The 16,692-nt window shown below is 39.9% G+C and carries 19 protein-coding genes and 1 riboswitch; of the genes, 14 read left to right on the top strand and 5 right to left on the bottom strand.

The genetic code is table 11. The annotated features are described in order from the left end of the window. The first annotated feature begins 24 nt into the window (after window positions 1-24). The 11 genes from MHB39_RS12460 to panF all read left to right on the top strand — a co-directional run bounded on the left by MHB39_RS12460 (window position 25) and on the right by panF (window position 10,095). Window positions 25-801, top strand: coding sequence for an ABC transporter ATP-binding protein (locus MHB39_RS12460; RefSeq protein WP_054550245.1), 777 nt, complete (start codon window positions 25-27; stop codon window positions 799-801). Beyond that, complete coding sequence (locus tag MHB39_RS12455) at window positions 776-1,483, top strand: ABC transporter ATP-binding protein (RefSeq protein ID WP_054550244.1); 708 nt, start codon at window positions 776-778, stop codon at window positions 1,481-1,483. Before MHB39_RS12460 ends, MHB39_RS12455 begins: the two co-directional genes overlap by 26 nt. A gap of 16 nt (window positions 1,484-1,499) precedes the next feature. Beyond that, on the top strand, window positions 1,500-2,372 hold the full coding sequence (locus MHB39_RS12450; protein ID WP_004227888.1) for a branched-chain amino acid ABC transporter permease: 873 nt from the start codon (window positions 1,500-1,502) through the stop codon (window positions 2,370-2,372). Continuing rightward, complete coding sequence (locus MHB39_RS12445) at window positions 2,369-3,385, top strand: branched-chain amino acid ABC transporter permease (RefSeq protein ID WP_004227890.1); 1,017 nt, start codon at window positions 2,369-2,371, stop codon at window positions 3,383-3,385. Before MHB39_RS12450 ends, MHB39_RS12445 begins: the two co-directional genes overlap by 4 nt. After that, window positions 3,382-4,386: a 3-oxoacyl-ACP synthase gene (locus tag MHB39_RS12440; RefSeq protein ID WP_342543910.1), complete on the top strand. Its 1,005-nt coding sequence runs from the start codon at window positions 3,382-3,384 to the stop codon at window positions 4,384-4,386. Before MHB39_RS12445 ends, MHB39_RS12440 begins: the two co-directional genes overlap by 4 nt. A 12-nt stretch (window positions 4,387-4,398) precedes the next feature. After that, window positions 4,399-5,310, top strand: coding sequence for an alpha/beta hydrolase (locus MHB39_RS12435; RefSeq protein WP_036079304.1), 912 nt, complete (start codon window positions 4,399-4,401; stop codon window positions 5,308-5,310). Then, window positions 5,294-6,025 (top strand): 3-oxoacyl-ACP reductase FabG, encoded by a 732-nt coding sequence (fabG, locus tag MHB39_RS12430; protein WP_342543908.1) that lies wholly within the window; start codon window positions 5,294-5,296, stop codon window positions 6,023-6,025. Before MHB39_RS12435 ends, fabG begins: the two co-directional genes overlap by 17 nt. 15 nt (window positions 6,026-6,040) lie before the next feature. After that, the gene (locus MHB39_RS12425) at window positions 6,041-7,516 is read left to right on the top strand and encodes an AMP-binding protein (RefSeq protein WP_342543906.1); all 1,476 of its coding nucleotides are present in this window, start codon (window positions 6,041-6,043) and stop codon (window positions 7,514-7,516) included. A 61-nt stretch (window positions 7,517-7,577) separates the two neighbouring features. Next, window positions 7,578-8,132: a short-chain dehydrogenase gene (locus MHB39_RS12420; RefSeq protein ID WP_054550239.1), complete on the top strand. Its 555-nt coding sequence runs from the start codon at window positions 7,578-7,580 to the stop codon at window positions 8,130-8,132. Between the two features lie 254 nt (window positions 8,133-8,386). After that, window positions 8,387-8,650, top strand: coding sequence for a YhdT family protein (locus tag MHB39_RS12415; protein WP_004227902.1), 264 nt, complete (start codon window positions 8,387-8,389; stop codon window positions 8,648-8,650). Continuing rightward, on the top strand, window positions 8,650-10,095 hold the full coding sequence (panF, locus tag MHB39_RS12410; protein ID WP_048393080.1) for a sodium/pantothenate symporter: 1,446 nt from the start codon (window positions 8,650-8,652) through the stop codon (window positions 10,093-10,095). The genes MHB39_RS12415 and panF overlap by 1 nt, the downstream gene beginning before the upstream one ends. 40 nt (window positions 10,096-10,135) lie before the next feature. Here the strand turns inward: panF and MHB39_RS12405 are convergent, their stop codons facing one another. Further along, complete coding sequence (locus tag MHB39_RS12405; protein ID WP_048393079.1) at window positions 10,136-10,906, bottom strand: TSUP family transporter; 771 nt, start codon at window positions 10,904-10,906, stop codon at window positions 10,136-10,138. A gap of 125 nt (window positions 10,907-11,031) precedes the next feature. Here MHB39_RS12405 and MHB39_RS12400 point away from each other — a divergent pair, with 125 nt between their 5' ends. Both MHB39_RS12400 and MHB39_RS12395 read left to right on the top strand, forming a co-directional pair. Further along, window positions 11,032-11,814 (top strand): TrmB family transcriptional regulator, encoded by a 783-nt coding sequence (locus MHB39_RS12400; RefSeq protein ID WP_054550238.1) that lies wholly within the window; start codon window positions 11,032-11,034, stop codon window positions 11,812-11,814. 23 nt (window positions 11,815-11,837) lie between these two features. Then, window positions 11,838-12,224 (top strand): hypothetical protein, encoded by a 387-nt coding sequence (locus tag MHB39_RS12395; protein WP_342543900.1) that lies wholly within the window; start codon window positions 11,838-11,840, stop codon window positions 12,222-12,224. A gap of 50 nt (window positions 12,225-12,274) precedes the next feature. Here MHB39_RS12395 and MHB39_RS12390 read toward each other — a convergent pair whose 3' ends face one another. After that, window positions 12,275-12,646: a nucleotide excision repair endonuclease gene (locus MHB39_RS12390; RefSeq protein ID WP_004227912.1), complete on the bottom strand. Its 372-nt coding sequence runs from the start codon at window positions 12,644-12,646 to the stop codon at window positions 12,275-12,277. A 203-nt stretch (window positions 12,647-12,849) separates the two neighbouring features. Next, a riboswitch (SAM riboswitch) is annotated at window positions 12,850-12,961 on the top strand. A 123-nt stretch (window positions 12,962-13,084) separates the two neighbouring features. Here MHB39_RS12390 and metA point away from each other — a divergent pair. Continuing rightward, on the top strand, window positions 13,085-14,020 hold the full coding sequence (metA, locus tag MHB39_RS12385) for a homoserine O-succinyltransferase (RefSeq protein WP_004227915.1): 936 nt from the start codon (window positions 13,085-13,087) through the stop codon (window positions 14,018-14,020). Between the two features lie 39 nt (window positions 14,021-14,059). On the opposite strand, the gene MHB39_RS12380 is transcribed toward metA, so the two are convergent. From MHB39_RS12380 to MHB39_RS12370, 3 genes are read right to left on the bottom strand one after another with little or no spacing between them, the layout of a single operon-like run. Next, the gene (locus MHB39_RS12380) at window positions 14,060-15,208 is read right to left on the bottom strand and encodes an endospore germination permease (RefSeq protein WP_342543898.1); all 1,149 of its coding nucleotides are present in this window, start codon (window positions 15,206-15,208) and stop codon (window positions 14,060-14,062) included. A 31-nt stretch (window positions 15,209-15,239) separates the two neighbouring features. Next, entirely contained in the window at window positions 15,240-15,473 is a 234-nt protein-coding gene (locus MHB39_RS12375) for a hypothetical protein (RefSeq protein WP_342543897.1), read from the bottom strand. A gap of 5 nt (window positions 15,474-15,478) precedes the next feature. Next, the gene (locus MHB39_RS12370) at window positions 15,479-16,678 is read right to left on the bottom strand and encodes a Ger(x)C family spore germination protein (protein ID WP_342543895.1); all 1,200 of its coding nucleotides are present in this window, start codon (window positions 16,676-16,678) and stop codon (window positions 15,479-15,481) included. Window positions 16,679-16,692 lie beyond the last annotated feature (14 nt).

Genomic DNA, 16,692 nt, shown 5'->3' with positions numbered 1-16,692 from the left:
ATGTGAGAAGGAAGGGAGTAGAGAATGGAGCCTATATTATATACAGATAATTTAACAATTCGTTTTGGGGGACATACGGCTGTAGATGGCGTTAATTTTCAAATGCCTGAGAAGCATTTAAAGTCCATTATTGGGCCGAATGGTGCTGGGAAAACAACCTTCTTTAATTTGATTAGTGGTGAGCTAATGCCAACTGCGGGTGATGTTTATTTTAAAGGGCAATCACTTGCACAAAAGTCGGCCATTGAAAGAACTCGAATGGGTTTGGGACGATCTTTTCAGATTACCAATGTTTTTCCAAACTTAACGGTTCTCGAAAATGTTCGTTTAGCCGTTCAATCCAAGGAGAGAATTCGTTATCAGCTATTCCGCCATTACAAAAGCTATCAGGCGATTACGGACAAAGCGGAGGAGTTATTGGCACTTGTGTTACTCGACAATAAACGAGATGCCCTGACAACAATGCTATCCCATGGAGAGAAAAGAAAGCTTGAGATTGCCATGCTACTCGCGTTAGATACAGAAATTCTACTGCTCGATGAACCAACTGCAGGGATGTCATTAGAGGAAGTACCTACGATTTTAGAAATTATTCGAAGCATAAAACAGCAGGGGGATAAAACCATTTTGCTCATTGAACACAAAATGGATATGATTTTGGATTTATCGGATTCTATTATGGTGTTGTTCAATGGTCAGCTATTAGCAGATGGCTCACCAGAAGAAATTATGAATAATGATACTGTGCAACATGCATATTTAGGAGGGCTGTACGATGACCACCTTACTGACATTAAATGAGGTACACACGCATATTGGTCAATATCATATTTTGCAGGGCGTTAATTTTGAAGCGAAGGAGGGGCAGGTTACGGTACTGCTCGGACGCAATGGCGCAGGGAAAACGACCACCCTGAAAACAATAATGGGTTTAACGCCTGCAACAAAGGGTGACATTGCCTTTCGCTCCCAATCGATTAAAAAAAGTCCTACCTATAAGGTGGCGAAATTAGGAATCGGCTATGTACCTGAAAATCAAGGGATTTTTGCAGATTTAACGGTAGAGGAAAACATGAAGGTAGCGATGCGCAAGGAGGATACAGCCACATTAGAGCGACAGCAATATGTGCTAGAGCTGTTTCCTGACTTAAAGAAGTTTTGGAAAAAGGCTGGTGGGCATTTATCGGGTGGTCAAAAGCAAATGCTGTCCATGGCAAGAGCCTTTATTAATGATAGCCAATTAATATTGATAGATGAGCCTTCCAAGGGACTTGCTCCGATAGTTGTGGAAAAAGTGATGGAAGCGATTGTGGAAATGAAAAAGAAAACGTCCATTGTTCTAGTGGAGCAAAACTTTATAATGGCTAGTCGAATTGGTGATACCTATACATTAATCGATGATGGTAGAACAGTAAATTCGGGCAATATGCAGGATTTGATTGATGATGAAGAGCTAAAACGCAAGTATCTTGGCATTGGATAGAGGGGGTTGACTATCATTGGAGCTATTGGTCAATTTAATCATTAATGGCTTGGCCACTGGGATGTTAATTTTTCTGCTAGCAGCTGGTTTGACATTAATTTTCGGTTTAATGGATGTATTGAATTTTGCGCATGGTGGGCTATTTGTTTGGGGGGCCTATGCAGGCATCTTTACCTATATGTTGACAGAAAGTTTTATCGTTGGGATTATAGGCGCGATTGTGACCGGAGCGTTGCTTGGACTGCTGACAGAGAAATTCATTATTACGCCTGTTTACGGCAATCATATTCAGCAAATTTTAATTACCTTAGGGCTGATGCTCGTTTTGCAGGAGCTTATTAAGGTGGTCTTTGGACCAAATGGGGTGGCAGTAAAAACACCAAGTTATTTAGCAGGTAGCTGGGAAATTGGTGATGTGATCATCATTAAATATCGTTTATTTATTATTGTCATAGGGTTTGTGATTTTTGGTATTTTCCAATACATGCTGAAGCGTACGAAGATTGGCTTGATCGTTCGGGCTGGGGTGCAGGATAAGGAAATGGCGCAGGCTCTCGGTATTCATATTAAGCGTGTATTTTTATACGTCTTTATGGTGGGCGCTGCTCTGGCGGCACTTAGTGGGATGTTGATGGCTCCCTATTCAGGTGTGATTTATGCGGAAATGGGCATGGAGTATGCCATTTTAGGCTTTATTGTTGTGGTAATTGGCGGTATGGGTAGTTTTTCCGGCTCCTTGCTTGCAGCGATTTTAGTGGGGCTAGCAGGTAGCTTTATGGCTTATTATGTCCCTGTGCTGTCACTAGCGGTCAATATGATTTTAATGGCCATCGTTTTAATTTTCCGTCCTCAGGGGCTGTTTGCGATGCGAAAGGAGCGGACATCATGAACAACAAAATATCTTTACGTACTTTCGCTTTTTTCCTGTTACTTGTCATTTTTATTATCCTTCCTTTTGTCAATGATTCAAGGACACTACTTATTTTACTCACACAAATCTTTATTTTTGGGATATTGGCAATGAGTTATGATATTTTACTAGGCTATACAGGCATCGTCTCCTTTGGGCACGCCATGTTCTTCGGCATTGGTGCCTACACAACAGCAGTCATGCTTAAGCAGATGGATCACACACTCTTGATCTTTGTACTGTCCATCGTGATTGGTATGGTACTAGCAGGCTTCATTAGCTTTTTAGTAGGTTTATTAACCTTACGCTTAAAAAGTCATTTTTTTGCGATGCTGACGCTAGCCTTTTCGGGGTTATTTTTAGTCTTAGCTGAAAAGTGGCGCTCTGTTACGTATGGCAATGATGGCTTTACATTCAGAGCACCTGATCTATTTAGAGATCGAATGACCTTCTATTTCTTTGTGCTAGCAAGCTTGGTTGTCATCTTTTTGGCGCTCTACCGCTTTGTTAATTCACCAACAGGTCGTATTTTAATTGCCGTTCGTGAAAATGAACAGCGGACGAAATCATTAGGCTTTAATACGTTGCACTATAAAGTCATTGCCTCAGTTGTGGCAGGCATTGTAGCAAGTTTTGCTGGCTCCTTATATGCAGTGTCATTGCGCTTCGTTAACACGAGTGTGATGGCCATGGATATTACGCTGGATGCATTGTTAATGACGATTATCGGTGGGGTTGGTACTTTAGTGGGGCCGTTATTAGGCTCGGCGGTCATTGAATATGCGCAGCATGCACTGTCAGGGCTTGCACGAGATTATCCTATTTTTGAACGTTGGATTATCTTCTTCGGGATTCTCTATATTTTAGCCGTTATCTTCTTCCCAAAAGGTATTATTGGCTCATTAAGATTGCTCTTTTGGAAGTGGCGAGGAAGGCTAAAGCAACGAAAAACGACAGGTCCCTTGCCTCAGGAAAAGGAGCGATTTGAATGACAGTTGGTATTGTTAGTACAGGTATTTATCTACCTCAACAGAAGATGACATCGCAGGAAATTGCGGCTCTTTCCAATATTCCTGAGGCCATTATCCGTCAAAAAATGGGCATTCATGAAAAGCCAATTCCTGATAAGTCTGATCATACCGTGCAAATGGGTATCTGGGCAGCACAGGAGGCGATTCAAAAAGCAAATATAGACCCTAAGGATATTGATGTTGTCATCTATATGGGGGAGGAGCATAAGGAATATCCACTTTGGACAGCCTCCATTAAAATGCAAGAGGAGCTTGGTGCTGTGAATGCATGGGCATTTGATGTGCAATTACGCTGCGGCACTACAATCATGGCGCTGAAAGTGGCGAAAAGCCTAATGGCCTCAGATGACACGATACGAACCATTCTGTTAGCAGGTGGTTATCGCAATGTTGATTTTATCGATTACAGCAATCCACGATCGCGCTTTATGTACAATTTAGCGGCTGGTGGAGGGGCCATGTTATTACAAAAAAACTATGAAAAAAATTTGCTACTAGAGGCAGATATTATAACGGATGGTTCTTTCTCAGAGGATGTAGTCGTGCCAGTCGGGGGAACGAAAAATCCATTAACCCCAACCCATTTAACCGAAAATTTATATAAGCTTGACGTTTTGGACCCCATTGGGATGAAGGAGCGGCTAGAACAAAAATCTTTAAGCAATTTTTTGAAGGTCATTCGCAGTTCTTTAGCGAAAAGTGGATACAGTGACGATCAGCTAGATTATTTAGCGATGCTGCATATGAAAAGATCTGCACATGATTATATTTTAACGGAGCTTGGCTTACAGCAGGAGCAGTCTATTTATTTGCAAGACTATGGACATATTGGTCAGATCGATCAAATATTGTCCCTACAGCTAGCACAGGAGCAAAACCAAATTCAAGCAGGCGATATTGTGACACTTGTTAGTGCTGGCATTGGCTATGTATGGGGAGCTATCACAATACGTTGGGGATAAGGGGGAAATGGCATGGTAAAAACGATTCAACTAGCAAATGGAGAAACAATGGCCTATCGCAAGCGATCAGGTGGAGGTCATCCTTTAGTGTTGGTACATGGCAATATGACATCTTCTAAGCATTGGGATATTCTGATGGATGCTTTAGACGAGAAATATACCATTTACGCGCTAGATTTACGTGGTTTTGGTGAATCATCCTATCTTAAGCCAATCACTGCGATTAAAGATTTTAGTGATGATGTCAAGCTATTTGTGGATGCACTGCAACTGCAAAGCTTTGATATGATTGGCTGGTCAACAGGTGGAGCTGTCTGTATGCAGTTTGCAGCAAATTATCCAGGACACTGTCAACGACTGATTTTACTTGCGTCTGCTTCTACACGTGGCTATCCATTTTACACGGATTTAGGAACAGGCAATCCAGCCTCCTTTAAGCGAGCCTATCATTATGAGGAGGTATTGGTGGATACATCCAAAACAAAGCTTATTCAAGGCTTCTACGATGCAAAAAATGCGGAAGGCTTACAGTCTATATGGAATGCATTAATTTATACGCACCATCGACCAAACGAGGGAAAATATCAAGAATATGTAGAGGATATGCTTACACAGCGCAATTTAGCAGAAGTATATCATGCGCTCAATACATTTAATATAAGTGCTGTTGACAATGATGTGGTAAAAGGCTCTCGGGAGGCCATGTTGCTTCATATCCCAATTTTAGTGCTACGAGGGGATCGTGATTTGGTGATTACAGAGGAAATGAATGCAGAGTTATTACATGATTTAGGCAAAACAGCACAGTTTGTAAGCCTAAAAGATTGTGGGCATTCACCGTTGATCGATGATTTAGCACAATTAACAGCTGAAATTGAAGCCTTTTTAGAAATTGGAGGAAGACAGTATGCGTTTGAACAATAAAGTGGCTATCATTACAGGCGCTGCAAATGGTATTGGCTATGCGGCTGCTGAGCGTTTTATCGAGGAGGGGGCATCGGTGTTTATCGCCGATTTTGATGACAAAGCAGGCAATCTTGCAGCACAACAACTAGGTGAAAATGCTGTATTTATACAAGTAGATGTTGCAAGTAGAGAGAGCGTTAAACAGCTGGTGAAGGCAGTGATCGAACAGGCAGGACGCATTGATATTTTAGTGAATAATGCGGGGATTACACGAGACGCCATGCTGACAAAAATGACGGAGGATCAATTTCAGCAGGTGCTAGATGTCAATTTGACAGGAGTCTTTCATTGTACACAGGAGGTCATTCCCTATATGGTGGCAGCAGGTGGAGGCAAAATTATAAATACATCCTCAGTTAGTGGAGTATATGGCAATGTTGGTCAAACCAATTATGCAGCGACAAAAGCAGCGATTGTAGGTATGACAAAAACATGGGCGAAGGAATTAGGGCGTAAGGGGATTAATGTTAATGCAGTGGCACCTGGCTTTACAGAAACAGATATGGTCAAAAAAATGCCTGAAAATATTTTGGCTCAAATGCGATCAATCGTCCCCCTACAACGCCTAGGGACACCACGTGATATTGCCAATGCCTATTTATTTTTAGCATCTGATGAGGCCTCCTATGTTCATGGGCATACTCTGCATGTGGATGGCGCAATTATGATGTGATAGGGGGTAGTCAAGATGTTTGTTGAGCAAGAATGGATTTTAAAACGTGCAGCTTTAACACCTCACCACATCGCCTTAATTAATTTAACATCAAAGGAACAATGGACCTACCAGCAATTATCTGAGGAAATCGGCAAATGGAGTCAATTTTTCGAACGGCAGCAGCTACAAAAGGGAAGTAGAGTCGCTGTTTTTGCGAGAAATCATATCCAATTGTTTGCTGTTTTATTTGCCTGTGGGCTACGTGGGCTCATTTATGTACCTTTAAATTGGCGCTTAAGCAAGGAGGAGCTAACACAAATTTTGGAGGATGCGACTCCTGCTATCCTATTATACGAAGAGGATAGTCATTGTCCCTTAGTTTTAGAAAAAATGTTTTCACTTCATGTTAGCCAGCATGAGAAGGAGATACAACCAAGTAGGCAAGACGTGGATGTGGATGATCCATGGTTAATGATTTATACAGGAGGCACGACGGGTCAGCCAAAGGGAGTAGTGTTATCCTTTCAGTCGGTCAATTGGAATGCCATGAATACTATTATTAGCTGGGGTTTACATGCTCAAGATCGGACATTAAATTATATGCCGATGTTTCATACTGGTGGCTTAAATGCTTTATGCATTCCCTTACTGATGGCGGGAGGAACCGTCATTATTGGCGATAAATTTGATGCAGAAGAGGCACTACAAGCAACGAACCAATATCAAACGACAATTTCTCTTTTTGTGCCAACAATGTATCAAGCAATGATTGCTACGAAGTATTTTCAGGAAAATCAATTTCCTTCCATGAAGGTATTTTTATCTGGAGGTGCCCCGTGCCCTCATCCTATTTACGATGCTTTTTATAATAAGGGATTATTTTTTAAAGAGGGATATGGTTTAACAGAAGCAGGACCCAATAATTTTTATATTGACCGAGAGCGTGCCTATGCAAAAAAGGGGGCTGTCGGGAAAAGCATGCAATTCAATGAAGCTAAAATCATCAGTCATACAGGAAAAAGTTGTGCACCTGGAGAAGTAGGAGAGCTATTGGTAAGAGGGAAGCATATGTTTCGCTTTTACTGGAATAAGAAGCAAGAAACTGCCAATATCCTGCAAGATGGCTGGTTGAAAACAGGGGATTTAGCGATGATGGATGCGGAAGGCGATTTTTATATTGTTGGGCGTAGAAAAGAAATGATAATTTCAGGTGGTGAAAATATCTATCCTCAGGAAGTAGAACAATGTCTACTACGGCATCCAGATGTGCGGGAGGTGGCCGTGATTGGTGTAGGTGATGACTATTGGGGTGAGATCGTGACAGCTTTTATTGTTTGTCCCCACCAAGTAGCCTCTCTATTAGATGATCTTAATGAGCTATGTCATCAACAATTAGGACGTTATAAGATTCCAAAACAAATGATTTTCTTAGACGAACTACCGAAAACAAGCGTTGGTAAAATCGATAAAAAGGCATTGTATAGGCTTGTTGACTCATCTATCTGTTAAGTATGATGAGAAGGAAGAAACGCACGTCTTTCTAAATCCGAAATAAGAGAGGGACACATAAATGGCCCACGCATTAGTTATTGGTGGAACAGGGATGTTGGCTGACACATCCCTTTGGTTAGTGAATGATGGCTACCATGTCTCAGTAATTGGACGTAGTGCCCATCGAATGGAAGATTTGCGAAATAGAACAACCAAACCTGCCCTTCTAACGCCGATTTTAGTTGATTATTGTAATATAGCCTTATTAAAAGAGAAGCTAGAAGAAACGCTCGAGCATAACGGGCCCATTGAATTGGTCGTTGCTTGGATTCATTCCTATGCGGACACTACATTAGAGAACATCTCCAATGTAATTTCAATAGAGAATAATGGGGAATGGAAACTGTTTCATGTGTTGGGGAGTAAGGCGAATTTAAGTGAAGTCCAAGAGAAATTGAAGCTCCCTGCTCGTTCGCAATACAGGCAAATCCAGCTAGGTTTTATGATGGAAGAAGGTCATGCGAGATGGCTTACGCATGAGGAAATATCGCAAGGTGTCGTTGCTGCTATTCAACAGGATCAACCTATCCATATCGTCGGGACGCTGCAGCCTTGGGAAAAGCGACCATTATAAACTAACTAACCTTCGTCTAACTAGATGGACGAAGGTTTTTACTTATCTCCATTATCAGTTTGTTGTAGATGTCTACATAATTGTGAGGGATAGTTAGGTTTGTGTGAAAAACGTCAGGATCAAGCAACTTTCTTCTCCTTACCTTTTTACTTAGTATAACAAAATCATTTCCATATAACTTATCCTTATTTACTCACATCTCTTCCCATCAGAGCGACATATCAGTAAAATAGAGTAGGTTAGGGGGATTACATGTGAAAGATCAACGCTTTAAAATAGCGCATCGAGAGGCGCTTATCGGAATTGGACTCGTCCTTGTCAACTTTGCGATTTGGTTTGGCTTTGCCTATGGATTAGGTTCAGGAGATCCAAGAAATTATACGTATGTATTTGGTTTTCCTGCCTGGTTTTTCTATAGCTGTATCGCTGGGACAGGCTTTATGATCCTTCTTATCTGGATTGTGATGAAACTCTTTTTCAAAGAGGTACCATTCGATGATGAGGAGGTGGATCGCTAATGCATTGGCAAGTTGTATTTCCATTGCTATTATTTTTAATTATTATTTTTGGAATCGGTATTTGGGCCAATAAGCATGTCCGCTCCTCTAATTCATTCCTGCAGGAGTATTTCCTAGGTGGTCGTGAAATGGGTGGTTTTATCCTTGCAATGACGATGATTGCTACATATGGCAGTGCGAGTAGTTTTATCGGAGGACCGGGTGTAGCCTATACAAAAGGACTTGGGTGGGTATTACTGGCAATGGCTCAGCTACCAGCAGGTTATTTTGTACTCATGATTTTAGGGAAAAAATTCGCCATTATTGCTCGTCGTTACCAGGCCATTACGTTAATCGACTTTTTACGTGAACGCTACAAAAGCCATGTCATTGTTATTTTATCAGCCATTAGCATCATTGTTTTCTTATTTTCGGCTATGATGGCTCAATGGGTTGGGGGTGCACGCTTAATTGAGTCATTAACTGGCTTAAGCTACACAGCAGCACTGTTTATTTTTGCGATTTCCGTGTTAGTATATGTGATTATCGGAGGCTTCCGTGCGGTTGCACTTACAGATACGGTCCAAGGTTCAATTATGGTGATTGGTACAATTATTTTATTAATCGGCACCATTGTGGCAGGTGGAGGCATCGACAATATAATGGCCTCACTGGTCGCTGAAAATCCTGACTTTGTGTCACCATTTGGCGCACAAGGAGATTTAACGCCTCTGTATGTCTCAACATTTTGGATTCTCATTGGTGTAGGGGTTGTAGGACTTCCGCAAATTGCGGTTCGTGCGATGAGCTATAAGGATTCCAAAAGTATGCATCAAGCGATTCTTATTGGCACGATTGCCATAGGGACAATCATGTTTGGCATGCATTTAATTGGGGTGTTAGCCCGACCTGTCTTACCGGGCATTGAGATTGGTGATAAAGTCATGCCGCTCCTGACATTGAAGGTATTACCGCCATTTTTAGCAGGAATCGTTTTAGCTGCACCAATGGCTGCGACAATGTCTACGGTTAATGCTTTACTAATGCTTGTCAGCTCTACAGTTGTCAAAGACATCTATTTAAATTATATGAAGCCGAAAGCTAGTGATGCAGAGATAAAGCGTGCAAGCTTTATTGTAACAACAGTCATTGGCCTAGCCGTTGTCATCTTTGCACTCAATCCACCTGATTTATTAGTGTGGTTGAACTTATTTGCCTTCGGTGGACTAGAGGCTGTCTTTATTTGGACAGTCGTTTTAGGATTGTATTGGAAAAAAGCGAATAAATACGGAGCGATTGCGTCAATGATTTCAGGCATGTTGTTGTATATTATGATTGATCGGTTTTATCCTTCTGTCTTTGGTATGCATACAGTCACGATACCAATTGTCGCATCCTTCTTTATTTTTGTGATTGTCAGTTTGTCCACTAGTCATAAATTTAAAAACGAAAAGCTTATGATTTAACGCCAAAACGCCACAGATTTCAAATTCTGTGGCGTTTATTTTAATGCATCATAAAATCATAGGCATTTTTCGCAAGTAATGTCATTGTAACGACAATAAATAGCGTGCGGACAAAGCCACTTCCTTTCTTGATTGCCATCCGTGAGCCAAGCATAGCCCCACCAATTTGCGCAATGCCCATGACTAGACCATAAACATAATGAATTTGACCTAAGTAAGCAAACATACAAACACCAGCCACATTACTCGCCAAATTTAAAAACTTCGCATTACCAGCCGCCTTTAAAAAATCGAAGCCTACCAATAAGAAGCTAAAGATTAAAAACGACCCTGTCCCAGGACCAAGAAATCCATCATAAAAACCAATAGCAAATAATAGCAGCATAAATAAAAACAAATGTTTTTTAGATAGATTTTTTACGGTAGAGACGGCACCCCAATCCTTTTTAAAGATCGTATATACCCCAACAGCCGCCAGCATAACAAGCATTAATGGCTTTAGTAATGCTGGATTAATCAGATGCACAGTCCAAGCACCACATAATGATCCGATAAATGCTAGTGGAAAATATTTGAGGACAGAGCGAATGTCCAGCTGGCCAGAACGATAGAAAGAAATAGAGGAAGTGAGCGAGCCCATAGCTCCTGCTAGTTTGTTCGTGGCAACCGCAGCAGCTGGATTGAGCCCAACAAATAGTAAGGCTGGTAGTGAAATTAAACCGCCCCCTCCCACTACTGAGTCAACAAAAGCCGCCAGAAATCCAAAAGAAATTAATAGTATGAGAATATGTACATCGATTTCAAACAACATATGACACCTCTTTATAATTAGTTACTACTGAAATAGTAACTAATTTTATTTGCGCTGTAAACCCCATTTTTTCATTGGCAAATCTTCACATTGGTAGCCTATAATAAAGATAATGGAGGGATTACATGGAGGAATTAATCACCCAGCTGAAAGAAATGGGTTTTACAGAATATGAAGCGAAGGCCTATACGGCACTTGTTCAGCAAAGTCATGTCAGTGCCTATCAGGTAAGTAAAAATTCTGGCATACCACGTGCAAGAGTGTATGATATTTTAAATATCCTTGTAGAAAAGGGCATCGTGTTAAAAGAAGAGACCGCAGAACAAACGACCTATTCGGCAATGCCTGTGTCTGTGTTCTTACAGCAAATGCAACAGCGCTGGGAGTCGAATTTTACGTCTATAAGCGGGAAATTAGAGAAATTAGAGGAAAAAGTACAGGAAGCTGAGCCTAAAGTGGTCATGCTGAAGGGCAAGGAATCCATTATCAACTATTGTCAGTCACTTCTAAAGAAGGCGAAGAAAAAAGTGATGCTGTCGATGTGGGAAGATATGTATGATGCCTTACGTGAAGATTTGCAAGAGGTGGCGCTGCATGTTCCTGTTCATGGCATTACGTTGTATGTAGGAGAGCATCTCGCCTCAATTGACCAGCATAGAGCCACACATTATACAAAAAAAGCATCTACACCGCATTGGTTTATCTTATCGATAGATGGTCAGGAAATGATTTATGGTCATTCTCCATCTACGCAAGAGACGGCCTTTATCACCAATGATCCCGTTCATATTTATTTGTTAGAGGATTATATATGGCATGATGTGCTCATCAATCGATTAGTAAAACGTGATGATCAGGAGTTAGAAGACTGGATTGCTAAGGAGCGTAAAGCTTTTTTCTTAGAATAGTCGTATAAGGGAAGGGGAGTAACTTGAAAAAATTCGTGTTGCTAGGTTTAATGAGCTTACTAATGCTAGGAGCCTGTAATGCTACACCACCAACCAATCCACCAACGATTCATGAGCTAACGGTTGTCCCAGATAATGTCCAAAAAAATATTGTTTCTAATGACAGAATACAACTATTACATGAAAATGATGCTCCATATTACCTTGTTTATTATTCAAAAGGGAATGTATTGGTAAGTATTACAGCTGAGGGAAATAGGCTTATCATCCAGTTAGAAGAAGGCAGCGAGCAAAGGAAAGAGGCTCAGCCCTATGTTTTTCAAATCACCGTCAAGAATCCTGAGCTTGATACCATTGATTTGCGAATAAACGGTCAGAGTACGCCCATTGATCGTATGACCATTATGTGATAAAAGAAACCGAAATCTTTAGATGAGATTTCGGTTTCTTTATGAGATGTCTAATAAAAGACTTTGTCTACGTTATATTTAGAGCGGAAAGTATTAATCGCGTATGTTTCGTAAATTTCACGTTCCATTGGATCTTCTACTTCATAGACTTCAATTTTGAACACTTCATCACGATGGTTTTTCATCGGAGAAACATTATCCTCGAAATGTTTTTTAATACGTTGACGAATTTTACGTGCTTTCCCAACAAACAATAGCTCATTCTTATCATTATAGAATAAGAAAATGCCGCCTTTATCACGTGTGATTTTATGGAAGTCAATAAAACCGAAGTAAGGTGTGATTGGCACATCACCTGGTTTTAAATCTTGTTCACGTTGACGGATTACTAGATCTGGTTTTGGAAATTCAATTTTAATCAAACTATTCACGTTCCTCTCTCTTACTAAAAGTATATGGTAACATAATTACGGCATGTTTACCATAAATTTTAAATGTAGAAACCCCACAGATAGCAAGCTTAGTGTACATCAAATGACCAAGAAACATGCGCGTGAATCACAAAATATTCTATGAATTATTGATATTCTAACTAGTTCGTGTTACAATTCAAGATAATTAAATAATCTTATCAAGAGAAGCTGAGGGATTTGGCCCGATGACGCTTCAGCAACCTCTAACAATCGTTAGAAAGGTGCTAATTCCAGCAAAGGATTTTTTCCTTTGAGAGATAAGAGTGGACGTGAAAAAAATCCTTCTCATTCTATCTCGTATGGAATGAGGAGGATTTTTTAATTTCATTGCATTCTACGCAAGCAAGATTTGCTAAAAGAGAGTGATTATAGAGAGGGGAAAGCAAGATGCCAATTAATATTCCGAAAAATTTACCAGCTGGAGAACATTTACGTGAGGAAAAAATCTTCGTCATGGAAGAAGATCGTGCGAAAACACAGCAAATCCGTCCATTAAATATATTAATTTTAAATTTAATGCCTGAAAAAGAAAAAACAGAGCTCCAATTACTACGTTTATTAGGAAATACACCATTACAGGTGAATATTACCTTTTTAAATACGGCCACACATGAGTCGAAAAATGTGAGTAAATCCCATTTGCAGCTATTTTACACAACGTTTAACCAGATTCGTCATCGACGCTATGATGGTATGATAATTACTGGTGCGCCAGTAGAGAAAATGGCTTTTGAAGAGGTTAACTATTGGCAGGAAATTTCAGAAATTATGGATTGGTCTAAAAAGAATGTGACATCCGTGCTACATATATGTTGGGGGGCACAGGCTGCATTGTATCACCATTATGGCATTGGGAAGGTCGAGCTTTCTGCTAAATGCTCAGGCGTCTATTCCCATGTGATTACAGATTTAACAGTGGATTTGGTACGAGGCTTTAGTGATTTATTTACTGCGCCGCACTCTCGCTATACATCTGTTTCGATTGACGAGGTTCGCAATCATCCCGATCTACGACTATTATCTTACTCAGAGGATGCAGGGGTATTTATTGTACAATCAAAAGATAATAAAAATATTATGATTACGGGGCATCTAGAGTATGATGCGACAACATTAGCCGATGAATACAGTCGCGATGTGGCGAAGGGCATAGATATCGCCGTTCCTGTAAACTACTTCCCGAATGACGATCCAACACAAGTGCCGATGAATACATGGCGTGCCCATACCCATTTATTATTCTCTAACTGGTTGAACTACTATGTTTACCAAGAAACACCATATGAATGGGATTTTGTAGATGAAATCGAATATCATATTTAATTAATAAAAAGTCTAATTTCTTTTCTAACGTAGAAGAAATTAGACTTTTTGATTGTCATTTTTTGTTTCCTGCTGAGGTGTTTCGTTATTTTGAGCCTTGGACTTGCGGTTTCGAATGACTGCTACAATCAGCAAAAGTATGGGTAATAAAATGGTGAAAATAAAGGAAAAGATTGGCCAAATTTCATTATTATAATTGTTTGAATGGACAATGTTTGGATGAACAATTTGGGAGAGTCCCATGACAATTAGACCCATAGGTAAGATGAGAGGCCGATGATCCTTGATTTTTAAAATCTGGGCAAGACCGACAACCGTCGTATAGAAATACATAAAAGTACGAATATAAATGGACGAGATCCACATAAAGGCCATGATGATTTCGATGCGCTGTAAAAAATCTCCTATAGATATTCTTTGTGCTAAGGCATAGCTTGGAAAGGTTCTAGAAGCCGTATTTTCAGGGCCCAGTACAAGAATCGATAGTACAATTAATGTAACTAAGACAAATCCTCCCATGATGGTTCCAATATAAAAGCCTTTCTGCGCGGATTGCTGTACATTAACCCCAGCAGGATAGAGCATTAATAACACAATTAATGGAAAGGAAAAGATACTCATAAAACGAATAATACTATAAAACATCGATGATTTTGTTGCCTCGAGTACTGGTTGAATATTTTCAAACGTAATCTGAGGTGTAATACAAACAACAAAAAAAATAAAAATAAAGACAAATAACGGGAAGAGGATTTCAGCAGACCGCGCAAAAGTCTCAATGCCTAAATAGGCAGCATACATAATAATAATACTAAATAGCAAGGCAATGGCCATTGTCGGTGTCTCTGGCATGACTTCTGTTTTCATGAAAATACCGATAAAATAGAGTAATTCTCCTGCGGATAAAAAGGTAAGTATGAGGAAACAAATGGCTGTGATTTTTCCAAAAAAGCGTCCAAGAATTTTTTCGTTTGCCTCTATAAAATTGAGTGATGGTGTTTGATTGGCAAGTGTTAAAAATAATTTTAAGACCAGTAAACTGAGGATGATTCCAATGCTGGCTGCAATCCACGCATCTTGCTTAGCGGCACTCGTAATACTAGCGGGAATAATTAAAATCGCTGTACCGATAGAATAGAGGAAGGTAACGATTGTAAACTGTCTTGAACTAATTATCTCTTTTTCCATTAAGCTACCCTCCGTTTCTCAGTCCATCTTTCTATTTTGTGAATGACACAATGTAATCCCTAATTGGTGTGAAGATAAAGGTAATCAAATCTAATGGGCTAGGAATATGGATTTTCAGGGCAATCCCCATATTTAAAGCCGTTCCAATAAGTAGCAAAAAGGAGAATACAATAATGGCTTTTCTATCCTGTTGCTTTTTTAGCTTTGGAATAAAAATAAGCGCAATGATTATCGCGATGATCAAGATAGCTATAGCTAGCACCATTGCATTTACTCCTCCTTTGGCTTGTTTAATAATGAATTTTGCATCGTACCTGAACCTTGGGTTGTTACCTTTACATGAACAGTCACTGCTAAATCTGGAAAAATGGAAGTCCAGTCATCCTTGATTTTTTTCCACTGCTTTGGATCTGCCCGATGTAGGGCATCCCCAAATCCAAAAACATCGACTTCATATTGCTGTTGTATTACCTCTAATGTTTTTTCAAGGCGTTCTTCGATACCCTCAGCTGTTTTTTTATTAACATAATCAATCGATTTATTTTTGGTAAGATCGATATCACATTCGACCTCTCCAACATTCTGCTCAACATAAATATGAACATTGATTTTCGGTTTCCCGTTTTTAAATGACCCTTTCACCTTTGTAGTGGATTGTGTGATTTCAGTAGACAAGGTCCCTTTATTAGGACAGGCGATGATTTCTATCGTACTTTGAATTTTGTCATTAAGAAAACTAATACTTTTGCTTTCGCTCTCAGTCAGTAGCCCTATATATTTATCGCCTTTAAAGACTGCTAAACCTGTATAACGTAATAGCACAGGTGTTTTAACACGTTGCACATTTGTTTGATCTACCCCTAATTTCTTATCGCCATGAACTTCAATAGCAGAAATTAACGCCCCTTTATGCTTATTGCTTAATGTATTGACTAATTCATCAATATTAACAGCTATCGTGGAGCCCCAAGCCTTCTCAGAGACATCAAGGGAATTTAACATTTTATTAGCAGGAACTTTTTCAATGGGTGTTAGTACATTTAATACATCCTTTGCTGTTGCATCGTGAGACATAATGACGTCGAAATCCTTACGAAATTCATGGTCCCTTACAATTAAATCAAGTGCATCACTAATGCCTTCTTTCGCGAGATCTTCCCCTAATACAACCACTTGAAGGTGGGCAAAATAAGGTTTTCGTGCTGCAATAGTCGTCATTTTGCGAATGGCCTCAAAGATGGTTTCGCCTCTCGAATGATAGCTAACGACAGGTGAGCGTTGAGTGGAAGCTTGTCGCACTGAGACTTCACTAGGATCGACAATTTGAACTGTAATTTCATATTCCTCATCTATTTTGTCAATGCCTAGTGCTACCACAATGGCTAATTCATTTAATTCTCGCTTACTCCAGCAACCACTTAACAGTAAAGTGAGGATACATAGTAAGCAAATCCAGTTTAATTTTGCCATATTCTATTCCTCAT

Origin of the sequence: Lysinibacillus sp. FSL K6-4013, assembly GCF_038630435.1 — a bacterium.
GTDB lineage: Bacteria > Bacillota > Bacilli > Bacillales_A > Planococcaceae > Lysinibacillus > Lysinibacillus boronitolerans.
The sequence above is the reverse complement of the archived record's forward strand: the minus strand, read 5'-3'. Positions and strand labels throughout refer to the sequence as shown.

Excerpts from the sequence above, each read along its gene's own strand:
- metA (WP_004227915.1), top strand. The coding sequence starts at position 13,085 with ATGCCAATTAATATTCCGAAAAATTTACCAGCTGGAGAACATTTACGT.
- MHB39_RS12445 (WP_004227890.1), top strand. The coding sequence starts at position 2,369 with ATGAACAACAAAATATCTTTACGTACTTTCGCTTTTTTCCTGTTACTT.
- MHB39_RS12400 (WP_054550238.1), top strand. The coding sequence starts at position 11,032 with ATGGAGGAATTAATCACCCAGCTGAAAGAAATGGGTTTTACAGAATAT.
- MHB39_RS12420 (WP_054550239.1), top strand. The coding sequence starts at position 7,578 with ATGGCCCACGCATTAGTTATTGGTGGAACAGGGATGTTGGCTGACACA.
- MHB39_RS12405 (WP_048393079.1), bottom strand. The coding sequence starts at position 10,906 with ATGTTGTTTGAAATCGATGTACATATTCTCATACTATTAATTTCTTTT.
- MHB39_RS12380 (WP_342543898.1), bottom strand. The coding sequence starts at position 15,208 with ATGGAAAAAGAGATAATTAGTTCAAGACAGTTTACAATCGTTACCTTC.
- MHB39_RS12425 (WP_342543906.1), top strand. The coding sequence starts at position 6,041 with ATGTTTGTTGAGCAAGAATGGATTTTAAAACGTGCAGCTTTAACACCT.
- MHB39_RS12370 (WP_342543895.1), bottom strand. The coding sequence starts at position 16,678 with ATGGCAAAATTAAACTGGATTTGCTTACTATGTATCCTCACTTTACTG.
- MHB39_RS12440 (WP_342543910.1), top strand. The coding sequence starts at position 3,382 with ATGACAGTTGGTATTGTTAGTACAGGTATTTATCTACCTCAACAGAAG.
- MHB39_RS12460 (WP_054550245.1), top strand. The coding sequence starts at position 25 with ATGGAGCCTATATTATATACAGATAATTTAACAATTCGTTTTGGGGGA.
- MHB39_RS12455 (WP_054550244.1), top strand. The coding sequence starts at position 776 with ATGACCACCTTACTGACATTAAATGAGGTACACACGCATATTGGTCAA.
- panF (WP_048393080.1), top strand. The coding sequence starts at position 8,650 with ATGCATTGGCAAGTTGTATTTCCATTGCTATTATTTTTAATTATTATT.
- MHB39_RS12375 (WP_342543897.1), bottom strand. The coding sequence starts at position 15,473 with ATGGTGCTAGCTATAGCTATCTTGATCATCGCGATAATCATTGCGCTT.
- fabG (WP_342543908.1), top strand. The coding sequence starts at position 5,294 with ATGCGTTTGAACAATAAAGTGGCTATCATTACAGGCGCTGCAAATGGT.
- MHB39_RS12435 (WP_036079304.1), top strand. The coding sequence starts at position 4,399 with ATGGTAAAAACGATTCAACTAGCAAATGGAGAAACAATGGCCTATCGC.